This is a genomic window from Chitinophaga sp. W3I9, from assembly GCF_050434025.1.
Classification (GTDB): domain Bacteria; phylum Bacteroidota; class Bacteroidia; order Chitinophagales; family Chitinophagaceae; genus Chitinophaga.
Genome location: NZ_JBNPWC010000001.1, coordinates 190,964 through 211,751, shown reverse-complemented (window position 1 = coordinate 211,751; position 20,788 = coordinate 190,964). Strand labels below are relative to the sequence as shown.

The 20,788-nt window shown below is 46.3% G+C and carries 14 protein-coding genes; 8 read left to right on the top strand and 6 right to left on the bottom strand.

The annotated features are described in order from the left end of the window. The first annotated feature begins 223 nt into the window (after positions 1-223). From QFZ51_RS00900 to QFZ51_RS00885, 4 genes are all read left to right on the top strand, one after another. On the top strand, positions 224-1,219 hold the full coding sequence (locus QFZ51_RS00900; protein ID WP_429042253.1) for a FecR family protein: 996 nt from the start codon (positions 224-226) through the stop codon (positions 1,217-1,219). Positions 1,220-1,424: 205 nt separating this feature from the next. Next, positions 1,425-4,781, top strand: a complete 3,357-nt coding sequence (locus QFZ51_RS00895; protein ID WP_429042250.1) for a SusC/RagA family TonB-linked outer membrane protein — start codon at positions 1,425-1,427, stop codon at positions 4,779-4,781. A 20-nt stretch (positions 4,782-4,801) separates the two neighbouring features. Then, positions 4,802-6,346 carry a RagB/SusD family nutrient uptake outer membrane protein gene (locus QFZ51_RS00890; RefSeq protein WP_429042247.1) on the top strand — a complete coding sequence of 515 codons (1,545 nt, stop codon included), beginning with the start codon at positions 4,802-4,804 and terminating at the stop codon, positions 6,344-6,346. Between the two features lie 21 nt (positions 6,347-6,367). Then, positions 6,368-8,089: a metallophosphoesterase gene (locus tag QFZ51_RS00885; RefSeq protein WP_429042244.1), complete on the top strand. Its 1,722-nt coding sequence runs from the start codon at positions 6,368-6,370 to the stop codon at positions 8,087-8,089. Between the two features lie 45 nt (positions 8,090-8,134). On the opposite strand, the gene QFZ51_RS00880 is transcribed toward QFZ51_RS00885, so the two are convergent. From QFZ51_RS00880 to QFZ51_RS00865, 4 genes are all read right to left on the bottom strand, one after another. Beyond that, complete coding sequence (locus tag QFZ51_RS00880) at positions 8,135-8,878, bottom strand: RluA family pseudouridine synthase (protein WP_370908442.1); 744 nt, start codon at positions 8,876-8,878, stop codon at positions 8,135-8,137. Positions 8,879-8,893: 15 nt separating this feature from the next. Continuing rightward, complete coding sequence (locus QFZ51_RS00875) at positions 8,894-10,552, bottom strand: pseudouridine synthase (protein WP_429042242.1); 1,659 nt, start codon at positions 10,550-10,552, stop codon at positions 8,894-8,896. A gap of 57 nt (positions 10,553-10,609) precedes the next feature. After that, positions 10,610-11,653: a 23S rRNA (adenine(2503)-C(2))-methyltransferase RlmN gene (gene rlmN, locus QFZ51_RS00870; RefSeq protein WP_370908440.1), complete on the bottom strand. Its 1,044-nt coding sequence runs from the start codon at positions 11,651-11,653 to the stop codon at positions 10,610-10,612. Between the two features lie 150 nt (positions 11,654-11,803). Continuing rightward, a complete protein-coding gene (locus QFZ51_RS00865) occupies positions 11,804-13,732 on the bottom strand; it encodes a hypothetical protein (RefSeq protein WP_429042239.1) in 1,929 nt (642 codons plus the stop codon). A gap of 201 nt (positions 13,733-13,933) precedes the next feature. On the opposite strand from QFZ51_RS00865, the gene QFZ51_RS00860 reads away from it, so the two are divergent. Both QFZ51_RS00860 and QFZ51_RS00855 read left to right on the top strand, forming a co-directional pair. Beyond that, a complete protein-coding gene (locus QFZ51_RS00860) occupies positions 13,934-14,296 on the top strand; it encodes a hypothetical protein (RefSeq protein WP_429042236.1) in 363 nt (120 codons plus the stop codon). Beyond that, a complete protein-coding gene (locus QFZ51_RS00855) occupies positions 14,200-15,135 on the top strand; it encodes a thiolase family protein (protein ID WP_429042234.1) in 936 nt (311 codons plus the stop codon). The genes QFZ51_RS00860 and QFZ51_RS00855 overlap by 97 nt, the downstream gene beginning before the upstream one ends. 290 nt (positions 15,136-15,425) lie before the next feature. Here QFZ51_RS00855 and QFZ51_RS00850 read toward each other — a convergent pair whose 3' ends face one another. Next, complete coding sequence (locus QFZ51_RS00850) at positions 15,426-16,007, bottom strand: RNA polymerase sigma factor (RefSeq protein WP_235015960.1); 582 nt, start codon at positions 16,005-16,007, stop codon at positions 15,426-15,428. Between the two features lie 286 nt (positions 16,008-16,293). Between QFZ51_RS00850 and uvrA the strand changes: the two genes are divergently transcribed. Further along, positions 16,294-19,113, top strand: a complete 2,820-nt coding sequence (gene uvrA / locus QFZ51_RS00845; RefSeq protein ID WP_429042231.1) for an excinuclease ABC subunit UvrA — start codon at positions 16,294-16,296, stop codon at positions 19,111-19,113. 71 nt (positions 19,114-19,184) lie between these two features. On the opposite strand, the gene QFZ51_RS00840 is transcribed toward uvrA, so the two are convergent. Further along, entirely contained in the window at positions 19,185-19,625 is a 441-nt protein-coding gene (locus QFZ51_RS00840) for a DUF4293 domain-containing protein (RefSeq protein WP_079471035.1), read from the bottom strand. A 145-nt stretch (positions 19,626-19,770) separates the two neighbouring features. Here QFZ51_RS00840 and QFZ51_RS00835 point away from each other — a divergent pair, with 145 nt between their 5' ends. Continuing rightward, positions 19,771-20,787, top strand: a complete 1,017-nt coding sequence (locus tag QFZ51_RS00835; RefSeq protein WP_429042228.1) for a malic enzyme-like NAD(P)-binding protein — start codon at positions 19,771-19,773, stop codon at positions 20,785-20,787. Position 20,788 lies beyond the last annotated feature (1 nt).

Here is a 20,788-nt window from a genome sequence, read left to right as displayed (position 1 = left end):
TGCACTTCCAATACACTGTTCCGTCCTGAAATAGCTATACAGCCAGGTAAATAATCCTGGATTTGGGTTACAGATTATGTCTCCGTCCATGATATTTTTTATCTATATAATAATATCGCCGATAAATTATGTTTCTGTTTTTTCTTCCACATCGAATAGCCCCTTGTCATTTTTTTTGTCCCTATATGATTAACAGGGACCTTTTGTACGCTGTTAAACCAGAATGTCGAGACAAATAAACCGGGAATTAATTGAGAAATTTTTAGCGGGTGAATGTTCCGCTGAAGAGGAGCAGCTGGTAAACCTGTTGCTGAAAGATCCCGCATCAGAAAAACTGCTGGACGAGATCCTGTCGGCAAATGCCGCTAAAGATTGGGCGGTATTTGAAAATAACAAATCTGTTCATCCCCGGCAAGAAGATTTAAAAAAATCAATGCAGGAAAGAATAGGATATGTGAATACCAGGCGAACAGGCTTACTATCTCTAAGGAATGCTGCCATCTGGATTGGACTGATCCTGACTTGTATGGGTATTTATACTATCAGTCATTTAAGTAATAAAGGAGGGCGTCAGGTGGCTTTCGTGGAAAGCTATAACCCGAATGGACAGCGGTCAAAAATAATTCTTGCTGATAGCAGCGTGGTATACCTCGGTGCGGGCAGTCGCCTGAAGTATCCGGAGAATTTTTCCGGGGATACCAGGGATATCTATTTGTATGGAGAAGCTTTTTTTGAAGTAACGAAAGAGAAACATAAACCATTCACCGTTCATACCGGCGATGTGCAAACCAAAGTATTGGGCACCTCTTTTAAAATAGAAGCATTTAAAAACAAACCACTACTGGTGGAAGTGGCCACTGGTAAAGTAAAGGTAGACCAGATACACCATGACTTTTCAAGATCACTGGCAGTTTTAACACCCGGACAAAAAGTGTTGTTTGATCACGATGAGATAAAAAGGGAAACAGTTGATCCGGAAGAAGTACAGGATCTGAAGGAAGCCAGGTTAACATTTAACAACACTTCACTCAATGATATTTCAGAAGTATTACAGCGGTGGTACAATGTGAAGATCACATTTAAGCAACACACAAAATCAGCGGAAAGAATGACGCTGACACTGGATGCCAAAGTACCAATAGATAAAATATTGAACGTGCTGGCCGTAGCAGGCCATTTCAGCTATGAAATGAAAAACGGGGAAGTCGTTATTCGCTAAACTTTAAAATATACAAACGATATGTATTAAAAAAAACTGTCCATAATTGGATACGGACATCGTATGCGCTGTTGTGAAAACAGTATGCCTGCCCAGGGCAACACAAGAATAAAGCGAAAGGAATTAACAACGATTCCGGCTGACGCCGGGCCAACTACTAATACAAAAATTAATGCAAAAAGGATTACATCCCACAATTAAGTTTATGATGAGATGTTCATGTATACTTTTAATCGCACAGCTCACATTTATTGGCGTGCTGCTGGCTGGAAATGCCCGTGCCCAGCAACTGGACAAAGTAATTGCTGTTAAGCTGGATCGTGCCAGCGTGAAGGAAAGCCTGTTGGCTATCCAGGCAAAGAGCGGGATCCGGTTTGTACTGCCGGAAAAACTGATGGCAGGTCTCAAGCAAAAAATCAGTATTGATTCGGATCATTCCACCGTAAAATACCTGATCGAAAAAGTATTGGAATCTACCAGCCTCGATTATAAATTGGTAGAAGGCTATGTTGTGATTGATACCAAACCTGTTCCGCAGGAGCCGGGTAAATTATCAGGAAGAGTGGTGGATGAAAAAGGTGCACCATTGCCAGGTGCAACCATCAGGGCGCTGGAAACCGGCCAGGTTGTTCAAAGCAATGCTAACGGCGATTATACGTTCAATCTTAAACCCGGCAACTATACACTGGAAGTATCTTATGTTTCTTTCAGGTCTCAGAAATCGAACAACGTTGTTATAAAAGAAGGAAAAACCACCTCGCTTGATTTTTCCATGCAGCTGGCTGATAACAAGCTCACAGAAGTGGTGGTTAGTTACGGTAAACAGAAAAGCCGCGAGATCACAGGTTCCATTGCAACAGTAGAAGCAGCATCCCTGCAGGATATGCCGGTAACACAGTTTGCCCAGCAGTTGCAGGGAAAAGTAGCAGGCGTGCAGGTGTCACAAACCAGCGGCCAGCCCGGACGTGGTATGGGCTTTATTATCCGCGGTGCAGCCTCCTTTTACTCAAGCAACCAGCCGCTTTTTGTAATTGATGGCAACCCCATCACAGGAAGTATCAACAACATCAACCCTGCAGAAATAGAAAGCTATAGTTTTCTTAAAGACGCCTCCGCTACCGCATTGTATGGATCAAGAGCCGCAAACGGTGTGGTACTCATTACTACCAAACATGCAAAACCAGGCGATGCAAAAATTGAATTTTCAAGCTACTATGGGTTACAGAAAATTCCAACAGGTAAGTTGCCGAAGATGATGACGGCAAGAGAGTTTGCAACATTCATGAAGGAACGTGCAGAAGATGGATTGAAGTATGAACCTGGCTATTCAGTATCTGCCGATTATCATGCGGCTTACGACAACCCTGAGCAGTATGGAGAAGGAACGAACTGGTTTAAATTGTTAACCAGAACAGCCCCCATTCAAAGTTATGACCTCACGGTACGGTCGGCCCGTGAACACTCTTCCTCCACCGTAATAGCCGGCTACCAGGAGCAACAGGGCGTGTTGATCAATACCGGCACCAGGTTATATTCCATGCGTTTTAACCAGGATTTTACTACTGAAAACAATAAACTAAAATTAGGTTTTAACCTGGCGCCCAGCTACAGGTTGGATCATAATAACCGGCTGAATAGTGATGGCGTGGGAGGATACTTTGAAAGGTTCTTCGAGGCCAGCCCGCTGGCAAGTCCTTACAATGCAGATGGTACCTACACACGCAACGTTTCTTCTCCCGGTATGGTGGCCTATATCAACCCACTGGCTACCTATGAATTAACCAACGACGATTATAAAACAACGCGCATACTGGGCAACGTTTACCTGAACTATGAATTCTTGCCGGGACTAAGTGTCAAGGCTAATCTGGCGGCAGATAAAGGAGCTGAAACCCGTAAGTATTTCCAGTCAGGATTGGTGACAGGTACAACGGGGCAAACCACCGGAACCAGCTCGGCGGTTGATAACGGTTCATGGACCGCAGAAGGAAACCTCGTATATAATAAAACCTTCTTTAAAGATCATAATATAGAAGCATTGGTAGGCTATTCTGCGCAGGAATTCAGCAGCTATAGCAATACCCTTACAGGTTTGGGGTTTACCAGCGATGATATCGAATACCTCAGCGCTGCCACAAGTGTTACCGGTAGCAGTAGTACGGGATCTTATTCATTGCTGTCAACAATAGGCCGGCTGAATTATAATTATAAAGGGAAATATCTTTTGTCGGCAGCACTCCGGCGCGATGGATCTTCAAAATTCGGAATGAATACACAGTGGGGCAGCTTCCCGTCTGTAGCTGCGGGTTGGGTTGTTAGCGATGAATCATTTATGAAGAATATCAAAGGCGTTAACTTCCTCAAGCTCCGCGCGAGTTACGGGATCACAGGTAATAACTTCTTTGCCGGTAACTATGATCCGCAGGCCACTATTGGTACTTATTACTACAACTTTAATAACGTGGTTACCCAGGGGCAAACCATCAACCGGCTTCCCAATAAAGACCTGAGATGGGAGCGCAACAAACAGTTTGACATTGGCCTGGAATTGGGCGTATTAGATAACCGCCTCACCTTTACTTACGATTACTACCGCAAATTAACCGACGGCCTCATTCAGCAACGTTCCATACCTACATCGTCCGGGTTTAGCCAGATCATTTTTAATGTGGGCGAACTCAAAATGTGGGGACATGAATTCTCTGTGAGTTCTAAAAACCTCACAGGCAACCTGAAATGGAACACTAACCTGGTGCTGTCTTTCGACAGGAACCTGATCACCAACCTCGTGGATCCCGGTTATATCAGGAGAAATGTAACGGTGAGTTCTGATTATTACCGTCAGCAGGTAGGGCACCATCTGGGTGAATTTTATGGATTTGTTTTTGAAGGATTGTATAAAGATGCTGCCGACCTGGCCAACTCCCCCAAGTATTTAAGTACCACCGCCAAGCCCAATGGTAACTCGGATATCGGCACCATAAAAGTAAAGGACATCAACGGCGACGGCGTAATTGACGACGTGAACGACCGCACTTTTATTGGCGATCCCACACCTGCATTTACCGGTGGCATCGTCAACAACTTCCGGTATAAAAACTTTGACCTGAATATTGACATGACCTTTTCTGTTGGCGGAAAGATCCTGAACGCCGCTAAATGGGCGTATCAGACCAACATGGACGGTTCACGTCTTCTGTTAGCCGCAGCGGCCGACCGCTGGCGCTCAGAAGAGAATCCAGGTTCCGGTATTTATCCGCGTACCAAATCAGGTACCACGGCCATGGGACGGCAGGTAAACAGCCAGTGGATTGAAGACGGATCTTACCTGACCGCTAAAAATATAACACTCGGATACACCGTGCCTTTACGAAATGTAATGATAAAGAACCTGCGGGTGTTTGCTTCTGTGCAGCAGGCGTTTGTATTAACAGGATATTCAGGGATGAATCCGGAAATAAATGTGGGCGGAGCTGATCCTACCTCAGGTGTTGGTGTAGATGAAAATGCCTACCCTATACCAAGAACCTTTTCTCTTGGATTCACCACCACATTTAAATAATCATTTAACGCTGACAAAATATGAAAAAGCTATATGCAGTGATTGCCCTTTTGTGTGCAGCAACAACATCCTGCACCAAGGACTTTATTGAACGGGCGCCGGAAGATACGTATACCGACGGCGTATTTTATAAAACAGAACAACAGTTCAGATCGGCCGTAGTGGCTGCTTATGCGCCGCTCAGAGATGTGCTTGTGAATGATTACTTTACTTCAGAGATGCACTCGGATAATACCATTTACCAGGCTATACCTGGTAACAGGGGTACTTCCATCGTGGAACGTGAAAACATCTCCGATTTTACCAATACTTCTACCAACGCTTATGTTGCCGCCACCTGGCAGCATAGTTACACCGGAATCTCCCGTTGTAATATCATTATTGAAAGACTAAAAGGCAGTGATCTTAAAGACGAAGTAAAGGCCACCCTGGATGGACAGGCCAAATTTTTAAGGGCCCTGAATTATTTTAAACTCGTACGGTTATATGGTGGAGTTCCACTGTTTATAAAAGAAGTAACCACGGCGGAAGACGCATTTAAGGCCCGCTCAACTGAAGCAGAAGTATATGCCCAGATCATTGCTGATGCACAGGACGCTATCGCCGAGTTGGCGCCGCCTTCAAAGTTTCCGCAAACAGGAGAGGCTACAAAAGGTTCGGCTACCCTGTTGCTTGCGGAAGTGTATGCCTTACAGAAAAAATGGTCGGACGCGGAGAAGCTGTTAAACAGTATGCTGGCTATGGGTTATGACCTTAACGCCAACTATGCAGATGCATTTATGCCAGCCAATAAGAATGGTAAGGAATCTGTTTTTGAAATCCAGTTTCTCGGCGGTACACTAACAGGAGCTACGCCTAATGTGCTGCCTTTTAATTTTTTACCAAGAAGTAAGGATACCAAACTGTTAACAGGTATCTCTATTGACAATACGGGCACAGGTGGATGGAATACGCCCAGCGATGATCTGATCAATGATTTTGAATCCGGCGACAAACGCCTGGATGCATCTATCGGTATTGCAGAAGGGACTTACGATGCCAGCAGGTATTTCAATTATTCAGCTGCCAAAAGCATCATCAATTACGTGCCTGCAACGGGGAAAATTGGTGTTCCCTACATAAAAAAGTATTTGCATGCTCCGTTGGAATCACCTACCGGATCTGGTGACGACTTCCCAATTTATCGTTTTTCCGACGCATTATTGTTACTGGCAGAGGCCTTAAATGAACAGGGTAAATCGTCCGACGCACTGGCGCCACTGAACAAAGTAAGGAGAAGAGCGGGACTGGCCGACTACACGAATACAGATCCAACTCAGCTGCGTGCCGCTATTTTTCACGAACGCAGGGTGGAACTGGCATTTGAAAACCATCGCTGGACAGACCTGCTCAGAAGTGGTAAGGCAATATCTGTGATCAACACCTTTGGCGTAAAAATAAGGGAACAACTTCCCTATCTTTCATCAGATGCATACGTGATCGATCAGCATCACCTGCTGTTCCCGATACCACAAAACGAGGTCGGGCTCAATCCAAAGATCATCCAGAACCCCGGGTATTTTTAATAGTTTTCAAACCAGCATATTATGATGATGAAAAGAGGCTTTTGTATACTGCTACTGTTAACTACCAGTAGCTTTAGCAATACACAACAAAAAGAGGAAGACGAGTTTTCAATTGCCATACTCCCTGATACCCAGTATTACACCGCGGAGAAGAACGGTGGGAAGAAAGAAATGTTTACTGCACAAACAGAATGGATCGTAAAAAATGCAGCAAAGGAAAACATCAAATATGTGATTCACCTGGGAGATATATCTGACGACGGTGAAAAGTTTCCGAAACAATGGGTAAATGCAGCTGCATCCATGTATGTGCTGGAAAAACCGCAACCCGGTTATCCGCAAGGGATTCCGTATGGCATGGCCGTAGGAAATCATGATCAAACGAAAAGTCAGTATCCGCTAAGCGGTAAAACAGATCAGTACAATAAGTATTTCGGCATCGGGCATTTTAAAGATAAAAAATGGTATGGTGGTCACTATGGCGATAACAACGACAGTCACTATGATCTTTTTGAAGCCGGCGGCATTCCATTTATCAGCATCTTTATAGAGTACGATTCTTATGGGGAAGATATTGAAGGAATGAACAGGTGGGCCAGCCAGGTACTCGAAAAATACAGCGGCAGGAAGGCGATATTGGTGAGTCATTCTATCCTTCATTTTAATAAGACGCCAGGTACCAACAGGAAGGGATTCCCGAAGTTTTCAAAACAAGCCCAACGTATGTTCGACCGGTTAAAAAGTTATCCCAACGTGATGTTAACCTTATCAGGACATGTGGGGGATAACGGCGAAGGGTATCGCCAGGATGGTTACGCAGGGAATGTTATCCGGTCGTTTTTATCGGACTACCAAAGCCGGCCAGGTGGTGGTCATGGATTAATGCGTTTGATGAAGTTTTCGAAATCAAAAGACCTGATCAGTGTCCGCACATTTTCGCCTTATACCGGCGAAGAGGAAAAGGATGCGGATAGTGAGTTTACACTTCCCTGGTTGCATCATACCACGGTAGCCCGCTACCACGATTATGACAATGACCAGCTTACGGATATCGCCTTCTTTTCCGGTGGCTTATGGAAGATAGCAGGACAGAAAGATATTGAGTTTGGCAAGGCGGGAGATATTCCAGCACCAGCTGATTATAACGGGGACGGCAAAACGGAGCTTGCAGTATTCCGGCCTTCAGAAGGTAAGTTTTATATGCAGGGCGGGGAAGTAGTTGCGCTTGGTCAGCCGGGTGATATCCCGGTGTGCGGAGATTATGACGGCGATGGTTTTGCAGAGGCGGCAGTGTATCGTCCATCTACGCTTACCTGGTATTTTGATGGCATGGACAGTATCCGGTTCGGACATAAAAACGGGATTCCCGTTCCGGCAGACTATGATGGAGATGGTATGCTGGATGTAGGCATATTTCGTGCAGACAATTCATTGTGGCAAACAAGTTTGGGAAATATCCCGTTGCAGGTAAAACATGTGCCGGGTGATATCCCCGTTCCCGGTGATTATGATGGCGATGGCAGGGCAGAAATGGCTGTATTCCGCCCTTCAACCGGTGAATGGATTATTGACAGGTTTAAAGCACCGGTCAAGCTGGGAAGGGAAGGAGATATTCCCGTTCCGGGAAATTATTTCAGGGATGGGAAAACATGCCCGGCTGTTTACAGGGATGGTAAGATCTATCTTGAAAACGGGAATACAATAGCAGCTAATCTGGGTAAGGCCGGAGAGCTGGTAAAATAAAATATAAAAAGAAAGGGCCGTGTACATTACACGTCCCTTTCTTTTTTATTCTTCGCCTGCTGGCTGCTTACCACGGTGTTTCCGCAGTTGCGTGAGCAGGGCGCTCATGTCTTTGGGCAGCGGCGCCTCTATTGTATATTCTTTACCGGAAGGATCTTTGAAGATCAGCATGGACGCATGCAGGGCAAGCCTGCTGAGTAATGGCCGCTCTTCTTCCGTGTGCTTGCCTAATTTGAATTTTTTCTTGATAGAAGATAACAGCACCGGTTGTGCGCTGCCATAAAATTCATCTACCGCAATGGGATGCCCCAGGTACTTCATGTGCACCCTGATCTGGTGGGTACGGCCGGTATGGATCTGCATCCTCACCAGGCTGTAAAGACCAAATTCCTCCAGCACTTCATAATCTGTAGAAGATGGTTTCCCTTTACGGTTAGTAACCATCTTTCCCTTCTGTACCGGATGCTCCATGATTCCTTCGCTCACATTTCCCTGCTTAGGCATCGGCTGGCCGCTCACCAGTCCGAGGTAAAACTTTTTTACATCCCGGCTTTCAAAAAGCTGCGAGAAATATTTATGCGCTGCTTCGTTGCGGGCAAACAGGATAATGCCACTGGTTTCGCGGTCGAGCCGGTGTACCGTGAATATTTCGCCGTAAGCCTTTTTCATGATCGCTATCAGGGAGGTTAGCTCATTATCATGACGGTCGGGCAGCGTAAGCATTCCTGAAGGCTTGTTTACTACAACAAAATCAGGCGTTTCTAGTATAATATGTTCAGATAATCGCATTCCGTAATTCGGCAGTTATTTTTTAAAGTGTTTCAGCAGGATTACTTCTTTCTCATTGAGGAAGCGCCACTGGCCACGGTTCAGTGTTTTTTTGGTTAGACCGGCATACATTACACGGTCCAGCTTTTCCACTGTATACTCCAGGTGTTCAAAGATACGGCGGACAATACGGTTTTTACCACTGTGAATTTCGATGCCTACTTGCTTTTTATCTTTCGGATCTACATAACCCAGTGCATCTACCAGTGCTACGCCATCTTCCAGGGTTACGCCTGCAATGATTTGCTCGAAGTCGGTTTTAGTCAATGGTTTATCCAGTTCTACCTGGTAAATCTTTTTGATATTGTGTTTAGGATGCGCCAGGCGTTGCGCCAGTTCACCATCATTGGTGAGCAGCAATAAACCGGAAGTATTGCGGTCGAGGCGTCCTACGGGATATACCCTTTCATTTTCTGTAGCGTCCTGGATCAGGTCCATTACAGTTTTGCGGCCTTCCGGATCATCGGTAGTGGTAATGTAGCCTTTGGGTTTATTCAGGAGAATGTACACCAGGTTTTTAGTCGGGGTAATTTTTTTATCCTGCATAGTTACCACATCGCTGCTGGTTACTTTGGTAGCGGGTTCTGTAACCACTTTGCCATTCACCGTTACCTTGCCTTCCTTGATCAGGTCTACTGCTTTTCTGCGGGAGCAAAGACCACAATGGGCCACAAATTTGTTCAGCGGCATTTCACCGGGGCCAAATATGCTTTCTTTGCCTTCGTTCGTATGTTCGTGGTCGTTAGCGCCTCTTACTTTTGTGCCTTTTTTTTTATCTTGTTTATCGGCGAAGCGTTCGTTGGTTTTATCAAAGAATTTCTTGCGGTTGAAGCCACTGGGAGTTTCTTTTCCACCTTTTTTCTTTTCTCCGTGGAAATGAAAAGCGCTGCTGTCGTCAGTTTTCTTAGCTGCTCCTGCACCGTAAGTACGTTTGCGGGGAGCTCTTTCACTGCCTTCTTCTTTATCGAAGCTGCGTACGCGTTCCGGGCGTTCTCCGTCTCTTCTGAAAGCGCTGAAAGCGCGATCGCCATCTGGTTTATCTTTCCGGTCTTTAAAGTCGTTGTCGTTGCTGCGTTTGTGGAAAGGCTTTTCGTCTTTGTCGAAACGTTTGCGTGCGCCTGGTTTCTCATCGCGGCCAAAGGAACGTTTGTCGTCGCTTTTACCGAAAGAACGCTTGTCGTCACTTTTTCCAAACGAACGTTTATCGTCGCTTTTACCAAAGGAACGTTTATCATCACTTCTGCCGAAGGAGCGTTTTTCTTCGCCTTTTTCGCCGAAGCTGCGTTTGAACGGAGGTTTCTCTTCGCTGCTGCCGGTGCTGCGTTTGCCGCGTTGAGGTTTATCATTTCCAAAGCTATCGGTAGCCGGGCCTTTTTTACGGGCAGGTCTGCCGTTGCTGTCGAACGTACGTTTGCGGAAAGCAGGTTTTTCGTCACCAGCGCTTTCGCCACCAAAGCGGGGCTTGCGGGATGAGGAACTGTCGTCAGCGCTGCGGTTATCTTTTGCAGATGCTCTTCCTGGCCTTTCGCCATCAGCGGAGGAGCGATTGCGGTTGCCTGCTGGTTTGTCGCTTTTACCAAATTTGTTATCCCTTGATGGACCAAACCCTTTTTTAGCAGGTTGTTTTTTCTTCATAAATTATTATTGATTGATGATCATGCGTACATGACCAGTAGATATATTATTATAGAATCAGCCTTTATTGGCGAGTTGTCCGCATGCAGCATCAATATCTTTACCACGGCTGCGACGCAACCTTGCATTCACCCGGTTTTTGGCAAGATATTCCATGAACTCTTCTGCTTTTTTGGCGTCCGGTTTCTGGAACCGGGCCATATCAATCGGGTTGTATTCGATGATGTTTACCAGATCAGCAGGGACCTGCCTGTATATTTTAATCAGCTCATCAGCATCTTCTTTTGAGTCGTTAAAATCTTTGAAGAGGATATATTCGAAAGAAATTTCGTTCTCAGTAGCCTTGTAGAAGTAATTCAGCGCGTCTATCAGTTCCTTCAGGTTGTTGGAATCGTTGATAGGCATAATTTCGCTGCGTTTCTTATCGTTGGCGGCGTGTAAAGACAATGCCAGGTTAAAACGTACTTTATCGTCGCCCAGCTGGCGGATCATTTTAGCCACGCCGGCAGTTGAAACAGTAATACGTTTTGGCGACATGCCCAGGCCGTCGGGGGAAGTAATGCGTTCGATGGCCTGTAATACGTTCTTGTAGTTGAGCAGGGGTTCGCCCATGCCCATGAATACAATGTTGCTCAGCTTTTTGCCGGATGATTCCAGGGCCTGTTTATTAAGCAGCGCCACTTCATCATAAATTTCATCGTAGTCGAGGTTACGTTTGCGCTCCATATAACCGGTAGCACAAAACTTACAGCTCAGGCTGCAGCCTACCTGTGAGGACACACAAGCGGTTTGGCGGCTGTCTGTCGGAATCAGCACGCCTTCTACCAGGTGATTATCATGTAGGCGGAAACGGCTCTTTATGGTACCATCATTGCTTTGCTGTACGGCGTCTACCTTTACAGCAGGAAGGGAAAAATGCTCCGTTAATTTTTGTCGTAATTCTTTGGAGAGGTTGGTCATCGCTTCAAAACTATCGGCATGCCGCAGCCAAAGCCACTCGTATACCTGTTTTGCACGGAAAGGCTTTTCGCCTATTGACCCGAAATATTCCTGTAAAGCCGGTAAACTTAAATGCCGGATATTTTTATTGTCAGACTTCATTATCATTAATTGAACAGTTGGCTGCCTTACGGCAGTCGGAAAGTAACTGCAAAGATACGTAATATTGGCGTACTGACAGAATGTCCCTTAAAACTGAATGCCACAGCCGTTTCCAGCTGTGGCATTCAGTTTATATATGATGTATTCGGCTTATTTCATCCAGATAGCGGCAAAATGGGAGGAATTGTCATATCCCTGTACCCTGAACAGGCGGTATCCCTGTGCAGAGAGGTCGGTGAATTTAGCCTGGTAGTCGGATGGGGTCATATTCATGTAAGAATAGTACGCCTTGCTTTTCGGCCACCAGAGCCCACCTACGTTATTCTGGCTCCCGTTTTCCTCGATGTTTACGTTTACGGTCATCAGACCTGCTTTATTTAATTCCTCGAACTTCTTGGTGAAGTCGGTGGTATTCATGCCATAATACATGTAAAATCCTCCGGGGTTGCTGCTGCCAAATACCCCTGCATGGTAGCGTTTACCGCCTGCGTAGTATACTACGTGTTCGGTTACGCGCATTTTCTGCTGTTCTACGTATGTTTTCCATTTGGCGGCATATACTTCGTCTGTAGCATTGTGTACGGCGGCGAAGTTTTCATTGCCTCTTTTCTGCCAGATGGCGGTAAACAGCGGATTACCAGCATTATCGTTGGTAACGGAGATCTGGCGGGGAATATATCCTTTTCCGTAATACTCGTCGAAGTATTGCTGGTACTGGGTGCTGTTCATGTTAATGCGGCAATACCAGGCGCCGGGAAGTCCCTGCTGGAAAGAGCCGGATGCCAGGTACTGGTTACCGGATTTATGTACGCTCAGGGTTTGCAGCGCCATGCCCATGCCGGTATAATAGCCCCAGTATTGGGTAATATACTGCACTGGTACATTATGAAAAGAAGGATAGAAAGGTGCAAAGAAGCGGTTGAATCCGCCGTTGGCGCCTATTTCATAGCAGGAGCTGTTGCTGCTTTCTGAGGTAGCATACACGCCATAAGGGTCTACTTCCATCCAGTCGGCGCCGGTACCCGGGCTTTTCACCCACAGCATAAAATGAAGGTGGTTGTTGCCGGTATTGGGATTGGTAGGGGTACCATCCTGGTTAAGTCCCCAGCCGGCGCCACCAAAGCCTGTATTGCCCGCCCAGGCAATTTGCTGGCCGGCGTATACATTATCTCCTGCTTTTACCTTCAGCTTTTGGGCGTTGGTACCCCATAGTAACTGCGACGGGTTGGGCAGGTTGGCAAATTTTTTATACTTGGTATCGCGGGCATCTTTATCATTGGGGTCATTCACTTTAATAACTTTCGCATTGGCCACATCATGATCAAAGCCGCCACGGAGATGGAAGTAACCGGTGCGGTAAGATGTTCCGTCTGCCGCTTTGTGTTCAATGATCACCACGTTGCCGAAGAAGGGATCCCACATGGCGGTCACCACTTTTCCGGAGGCGGAAGCATATACGCCAAAAGTAGGATCGATGCCGGCGCCGTAGGCGTCGCTGGTTTTAAGGAAGTCTACAGAGCCGTGACCGCTGCCGTTATCATATTTCCATGCGCCGGCCGGGTATACTTTGCTGTTGGTATACGGCAGGAAGAACGGAACTTTTGGCGACAGGCTGCTGGCAAAAGTGCGGGCATCGGTTTCGTTGCTGAACACTGCTGCAGGAGAGGCATACATCAGGTTTTTATTGGCTACTTCGTCTTTGATGGAATAGCTGCAGCAGCCGATGGTTACTGTTGGAGGCGTGCAATACAGAGGTGCATTCACTTTCTTAACAGTAATCACTTTTTCCGGCAGCAACTGGAGGTTGTCGATATTGATTTGTTGTGCCGTGTTATTGGTAACCAGGTTCCACTTAGGGGCGGCGCGTAGATTTCTCACGTTTACGGCGCCACGGGGAGTTGCTACCTGCCGGGAAGGTTCCGTGCCTTCCATGATTTTGGCAGTGGGTTTAATCGGTCTGTACAAAAGTTCGGAGAGGTTTGTCTCATTTTCGCCCGCGGGTTGTTGGGCTTTCACAATTACAGGTGTAGTGCTGAGCATACAGGCTGCCAGCCACACCACGCTACTAAGGTGTTTCATTTTTGGGGTTATTTTTTGATAGAATTAATGACAGCGGCAAAACTAGGCCCGGCAGGGTGATGAGTCAAGCGACAATTACTGGAAGGCGGGAATAGGGTTATATCTGGCGGTTTTTGTGAATTTCTGTACAAAAGGGGGATGATGTTTTATTGGTTGAGTTGGCGGGATGTGTTTTATTTGCATATAAACCAAAACAACCACATGCAAGTTGCATACATTGTAGATGCGGTGCGTACGCCGATAGGCCGTTACGGGGGCGCATTGAGTACTGTCCGCCCGGATGACCTGCTGGCTCATCTATTGAAGGCGCTGATGGAAAGAAATCCTTCTCTCGATCCTGCTGTAATAGAAGATGTAATTGCCGGCGCTGCCAACCAAGCCGGGGAAGATAACCGGAATGTGGCGCGTATGGCTGCGTTGCTGGCTGGTTTGCCGGTAACGGTTGCCGGCAATACGGTGAATCGTTTATGCGCTTCCGGTATGCAGGCCATCATGGATGCCGCCCGTGCAGTGATGTGTGTGGTGAAGGAGATGTATACCTGGCCGGCGGCGTGGAAAGCATGACGCGCGCGCCTTTTGTAATGAGTAAATCGGATGGTGCTTTCAGCCGCAAAACAGAGATGTATGACTCCACCATCGGCTGGCGTTTTACCAATAAAAAACTGGCTGATATGTACTATCCTTTTTCTATGGGAGAAACTGCGGAAAATGTGGCGAACCAATGGAATATTGGCCGGGAGGAGCAGGATCTTTTTGCCTTACGGAGTCAAACCCTTTACAGGCAAGCCCTGGATGCCGGCAAATGGCAGGATGAAATTATCGCAGTGCCCATCACGCCTAATAAAGAAGAGCAGGTTATTTTTTCAAAAGATGAACATCCCCGCGATACTACGCTGGAAAAGCTTTCAGGATTACGCCCTGCATTTGCAAAAGGCGGCTCGGTTACCGCCGGTAATTCTTCCGGCATCAATGATGGAGCCGCAGCAGTATTAATTGTATCTGAGAAAGCGTTGAAGCAATTTAATCTTCAGCCGCTGGCCCAAATAAAAAGTATGGCGGTAGCCGGCGTGGATCCTTCCATTATGGGGATAGGCCCGGTGCCGGCCTCCAGAAAGGCTTTGCAGCGTGCCGGTATCACAGCTGCCCAGCTGCACCTGGCAGAACTGAACGAAGCCTTTGCTGCCCAGTCGCTCGCCTGCATGCGTGACCTGGCATTGAATCCCGACATCGTAAATGTAAATGGCGGCGCCATTGCCATTGGCCACCCGCTGGGATGCAGTGGTGCACGTATCACAGCCACCCTGCTGCATGAAATGAAACGGAGAAGCGGCGCCAAATATGGTTTGGCCACCATGTGCGTGGGAGTAGGACAGGGCGCGGCAATGGTGTTCGAACGCGTTTAACGCGGATGTTGTCTTTCTCGCTGATTACGCTGATTATACTGATTAGTTTGATTTTTACTTTTGGATTTTTTTCTGATTTTCTTAAAAATTGATATGATTAAGGGAGATAAAAGCGAATATATCCGCTTCTATCTCCCTTAATCCTTTATAAAATCCAAAAGTAAAAATCAAACTAATCAGTATAATCAGCGTAATCAGCGAGAAAGACAAAATCCGCACCCCCCTAAAATAGCGAGCGGTCGGACATTACATCCGGCCGCTCGTTGCTGGCAAGCAAAAAAAAGGGTTCCTCATAGACAGATTTGCTTCTCCGTCATCATTTTCCGGAGATTGATCAGACCATAACGCATCCGACCCAGTGCGGTATTGATACTCACTTGCGTGAGATCAGCAATTTCTTTAAAACTTAATTCTGCATAGTGTCGCAGGATAATCACTTCCCGCTGCTCTTCCGGCAGCATGTCCAGCATTCTGCGAACGCGGTCGTGACTCTGACGGGTAATCAACTTCTCCTCCGCACAGCTGTCGCTGAAGCCCAGTACATCAAAGATGTCTTTGTCATCTCCGGTCCTGATCATTGGCGTACGCTTGATCTTCCGGAAATGATCCACACACAGGTTATGCGCAATACGCATTGCCCAGGGTAAAAACTTTCCCTTTTCAGTATAACGTTCAGCTCTGATGGTGTCAATAATCTTAATGAAAGTGTCCTGGAAAATATCTTCCGCAAGGAATGAATCTTTAACCAGTAACAGGATAGAGGTGAACACCTTATCTTTATGACGGTGAACCAACTCTTCTAATGCGGAAGAATGCCCTTTTTTAAAGAGGGTAATCAACTGCTCATCGCACAATTTGTACATTACTTGCATAAACTTCTACAACTAGGCGGGTTAGTAAATAAATTACAGACTTTACAGCCAGTTTGGTTGTTTTAATTAAGTAGAGTTTAGGCGATACGAACAGTTTTTAGTTAATGATGATTTTTGGAATATCCAGCGAGATAGATCTGGTCCTATGCAAATATAGAAGATTAGTTCAATAAAACAAATAATAAAAATAGCTTTCCGGGCTTAGGTATTAGCTTTTAGCGTATTGCAGACGCGTGTAAAAAGCAAGCGACCGAGCTAACATCTTTTCCCTTAAATTTGTTCTGTCATGGCAACAAAAGTAAAGAAACAAACAAGCATAATTGATCCTCAGGAAGTTAGCCCACAGGACCAGATTTTCATAAAAGGAGCCAGGGTACATAATCTTAAGAATGTAAGCGTCTCCATTCCCCGCAGTAAACTGGTAGTTGTTACCGGTGTGTCCGGTTCCGGGAAATCCTCCCTCACCATGGATACCCTGTACGCGGAAGGACAGCGCAGGTATGCCGAAAGCTTAAGTTCTTATGCCCGCCAGTTCCTGATGCGGATGAACAAACCGGATGTAGATTACATTAAGGGAATTTGTCCCGCGATCGCAATTGAGCAGAAAGTAATTACACGCACGCCCCGCTCCACTGTAGGGTCGATGACGGAAATATATGACTATCTGCGGCTGTTGTATGGAAGAGTGGGTAAAACCTATTCCCCCATCTCCGGAAAACTGGTAAAAAAACATGAAGTAAGTGATGTGGTAGATTATATCACTAAACTGAAAAATGGCACAAAAGTGTTACTGCTCGCTCCCTTCCGCAGGCATGCCAAAAGAGAGGTGAAAGAAGAACTGAACATACTGGTGCAGAAAGGCTTCTCCCGTTTATATATGCCCGGTAGTGAAGGCACCGGGTTGGTACGCATAGAGGAACTGCTGGAACAGAAAAAAATCACTGTTCCCGCCGACGCCTGGGTGCTCATAGATCGTTTGGTAGCAAAGGATTTTGAGGAAGATGATAAACATCGTATAGCCGATAGCGTGCAAACCGCTTTTTATGAAAGTGAAGGCGATTGCTACGTGGAAATTGATGGTAAAGAGATGCAGCATTTCGCGAACCGCTTTGAACTGGATGGTATTCAGTTTGAAGAACCGGTTCCCAACCTCTTCTCTTTCAACAATCCGTACGGTGCATGTCCTACCTGTGAAGGATTCGGACAGGTGCTGGGCATTGATGCCGACCTCGTGATCCCCGATAAACGGTTAAGCGTATTTGAAGGCGCTGTAGCCCCGTGGCGCGGAGAAAAGATGGGAGAATACAAAGAAGCGCTGATCAAAACTGCGCGGAAATTTGGTTTCCCGGTGCATAAGCCCATCGCGGAACTCACCGATGAACAGGTGAAATTACTCTGGACCGGTAACGAACATTTTTATGGACTCAACGAGTTCTTTAAAATGGTGGAACAGAACCTATATAAGGTACAATACCGCGTGTTACAGGCTCGCTACCGCGGACGCACCGTGTGCCCGGATTGCGGTGGCGGACGGTTACGCAAAGAAGCGCTTTATATAAAAGTAGGCGACCGCAGTATCGCCGAACTGGTAGATATGCCGGTATCCAACCTGAAAGAATGGTTTGATAACCTGCAACTCAATGAGTTTGAACAACAGATCGGGAAACGTATCCTGCTTGAAATTAACCACCGGATTAAAACCCTACTGGATGTAGGTTTGGGATACCTTACCCTGAACCGGGTGGCCAATACCCTCAGTGGTGGCGAAAGTCAGCGCATTCAGCTTACCCGCACACTGGGAAGTAACCTCACCAATTCCATGTATATTCTTGATGAGCCGAGCATAGGATTGCATGCAAGGGATACACACCGCTTGATTGCCGTATTGAAAGAATTGCGCGATCTCGGTAATACGGTAGTGGTAGTGGAACATGATGAGCAGATGATGGAGGAAGCCGATTATATCATCGATATGGGGCCACTGGCCAGTCATTTGGGTGGTGAAGTTATTTTTGAAGGTACTTATCCGCAGATCTTAAAAGATAGTAAAAGCCTCACCGGTAAATACCTCAGCGGTCAGTTTACCATTGATCCGCCGGCGAAAGTACGCAAATGGAAAAAAGCGATTACCATTGAAGGCGCCCGTCAGCATAACCTGAAAGACATCACAGTTGATTTTCCGTTACAGGTACTAACAGTGATCAGTGGCGTGAGCGGATCGGGTAAAACCACGCTGGTTAAGCAGATCCTGTATCCTGCGCTGATGAAGCTGAAAGGCGAATTTGCAGAAAGGGTAGGCAATCACAAAGCGCTCAAAGGGGCACTGGATGATGTTACACAGGTGGAAATGATTGATCAGAATCCAATTGGTAAATCGTCGCGTTCCAACCCGGTAACTTACATCAAAGCGTATGATGAGATCAGGGATTTGTACGCCAAACAGCCGCTGAGCAAGATGCGCGGCTTCCAGCCAAAACATTTCTCCTTTAACGTAGATGGCGGCCGCTGCGACGCATGCAAAGGCGAAGGGGAAGTGATTGTGGAAATGCAGTTCCTGGCAGATGTACATCTTACCTGTGAAAGCTGCGGTGGTAAACGCTTTAAAGACGAAGTACTTGAAGTGACCTATAAAGGGAAGAATATTTACGAAGTACTGGATATGGGCGTAGACGAGGCACTCGACTTTTTCAAGGATGAAAAAGATGTGTGCAACAAAATACGCCCGTTGAGCAGTGTGGGATTAGGATACGTAAAACTCGGACAAAGCAGTGATACCCTGAGCGGCGGCGAGGCACAGCGTGTAAAGCTGGCTTCCTTCCTGGGTAAGGGAAAGGCACAGGGGCATATCATGTTTATTTTCGATGAGCCTACTACCGGTCTGCATTTTCATGATATTAAAAAATTACTGGACTCCTTTAATGCCCTCATCGAACAGGGACATACGGTACTGGTGATTGAACATAACCTTGATGTGATCAGGAGTGCCGACTGGGTAATAGATCTTGGGCCTGAAGGTGGTGCTGGTGGCGGTAACCTGCTGTATGCCGGCGTGCCGGAAGGACTGAAGAAAGTAAAAGAAAGTTATACCGGGAAGTTCCTGAAATAATGATGTACATAAAAAAGCCATTGTCTTTACGTGTGTAAAGGCAATGGCTTTTTTGTGGGAATAATGTTGTGTTATCTGAGCCTGTCCAGTGACTTGATCAGTTTCTCATCTTTATAAATTCCCCTGGCGGCGAGGAATAAAAGTATGATGACAACAATCGGTAAGAAGGAGGCAGGCAAATAAGATGCAGAGGTAATAGTAATGCCGCCGGTATTCAGTTTATTAGCCGTTTGCTGCACTACATAATATTGATAGGCCAGTGCTCCAAAACCAAAAAGAATATTAAATATTGTCAGCCGGAACTGCAGTTTACGTTTCTTAAAAAGAAAAATGGTAACGAGGGCCAGCAGGATAATAATAATATACAGTACAAACAGGAGATAGTTGCTGGAGGCGTTTACAGATTGTTTTACACCATTGGAAAGGGTAGCTCTCCACAAATCGAAAGACAGAGCAGCAGCGCCTGCGGCGGCAGCCAATAGCAGATAGAGACTCTGGATGCGTTGTATCATGATATTTACGAATGTTTAACGCTGTAAAAGTAAGTAATTTTAATGGTTAGCATGCTTAATTATGAGAGGATATCCCACTATTTGGGTGGCTGCCCTTAATTCAATACTTCGTATATTGCACGCCCAATAACAATCTTATATTTATATGGCAAAGAAACTGAATAAGCAGGATGCGTTGGATTATCATGCAAAGGGCAGGCCGGGCAAAATAGAAGTCATACCTACGAAAGACACAAAATCACAGTGGGATCTCTCCCTCGCATACTCTCCCGGAGTGGCAGAGCCATGCAAAGAAATTTTCAATGATGTAGAAAACGTTTACAAATATACCGCTAAAGGCAACCTGGTGGGCGTTATCAGCAATGGTACCGCTGTATTGGGTTTAGGAGATATTGGCCCTGAAGCCGGTAAACCGGTGATGGAAGGGAAAGCAGTATTGTTTAAGATATTCGCTGACATTGACGTATTTGATATAGAGCTGAATGCAAAAGATCCGGATACCTTTGTGGCCGCTGTAAAGGCACTGGAGCCAACTTTCGGGGGTATTAACCTGGAAGATATTAAAAGCCCGGAGTGTTTTGAAATCGAAGACAGGCTCAGGAAAGAGCTGAAAATTCCGATCATGCACGATGATCAGCACGGTACGGCCATCATTTCCTCTGCCGCCCTGCTGAATGCACTGGAACTGGTTAAAAAGAAAATAGAGAAAGTAAAAATAGTGGTGAATGGCGCAGGAGCCGCTGCCATGGCTTGTGTAAAGCTGTATGTGGCACTGGGCGCCAAACCGGAAAACTTTATCATGTTTGATAAAGACGGTGTATTGAACAAAGACCGCCAGGATCTTTCCGACAGGCATAAACAATTCACTACCAACACGAAAGTTAAATCGCTGGCAGAAGCCATGAAAGGCGCGGACGTGTTCCTGGGATTGTCTGTAGGAAATGTGGTAACACCCGAAATGATCAGGAGCATGGCTAAAAACCCGATCGTATTTGCCATGGCAAATCCGGATCCGGAAATTGCCTACGAAGCAGCGATCGCAGCCCGCCCGGATATTATCATGGCTACCGGCCGCTCCGATTATCCCAACCAGGTGAACAACGTACTGGGCTTCCCTTACATTTTCCCGTGGGGCCCTCGACGTGAGAGCCACACAAATTAAC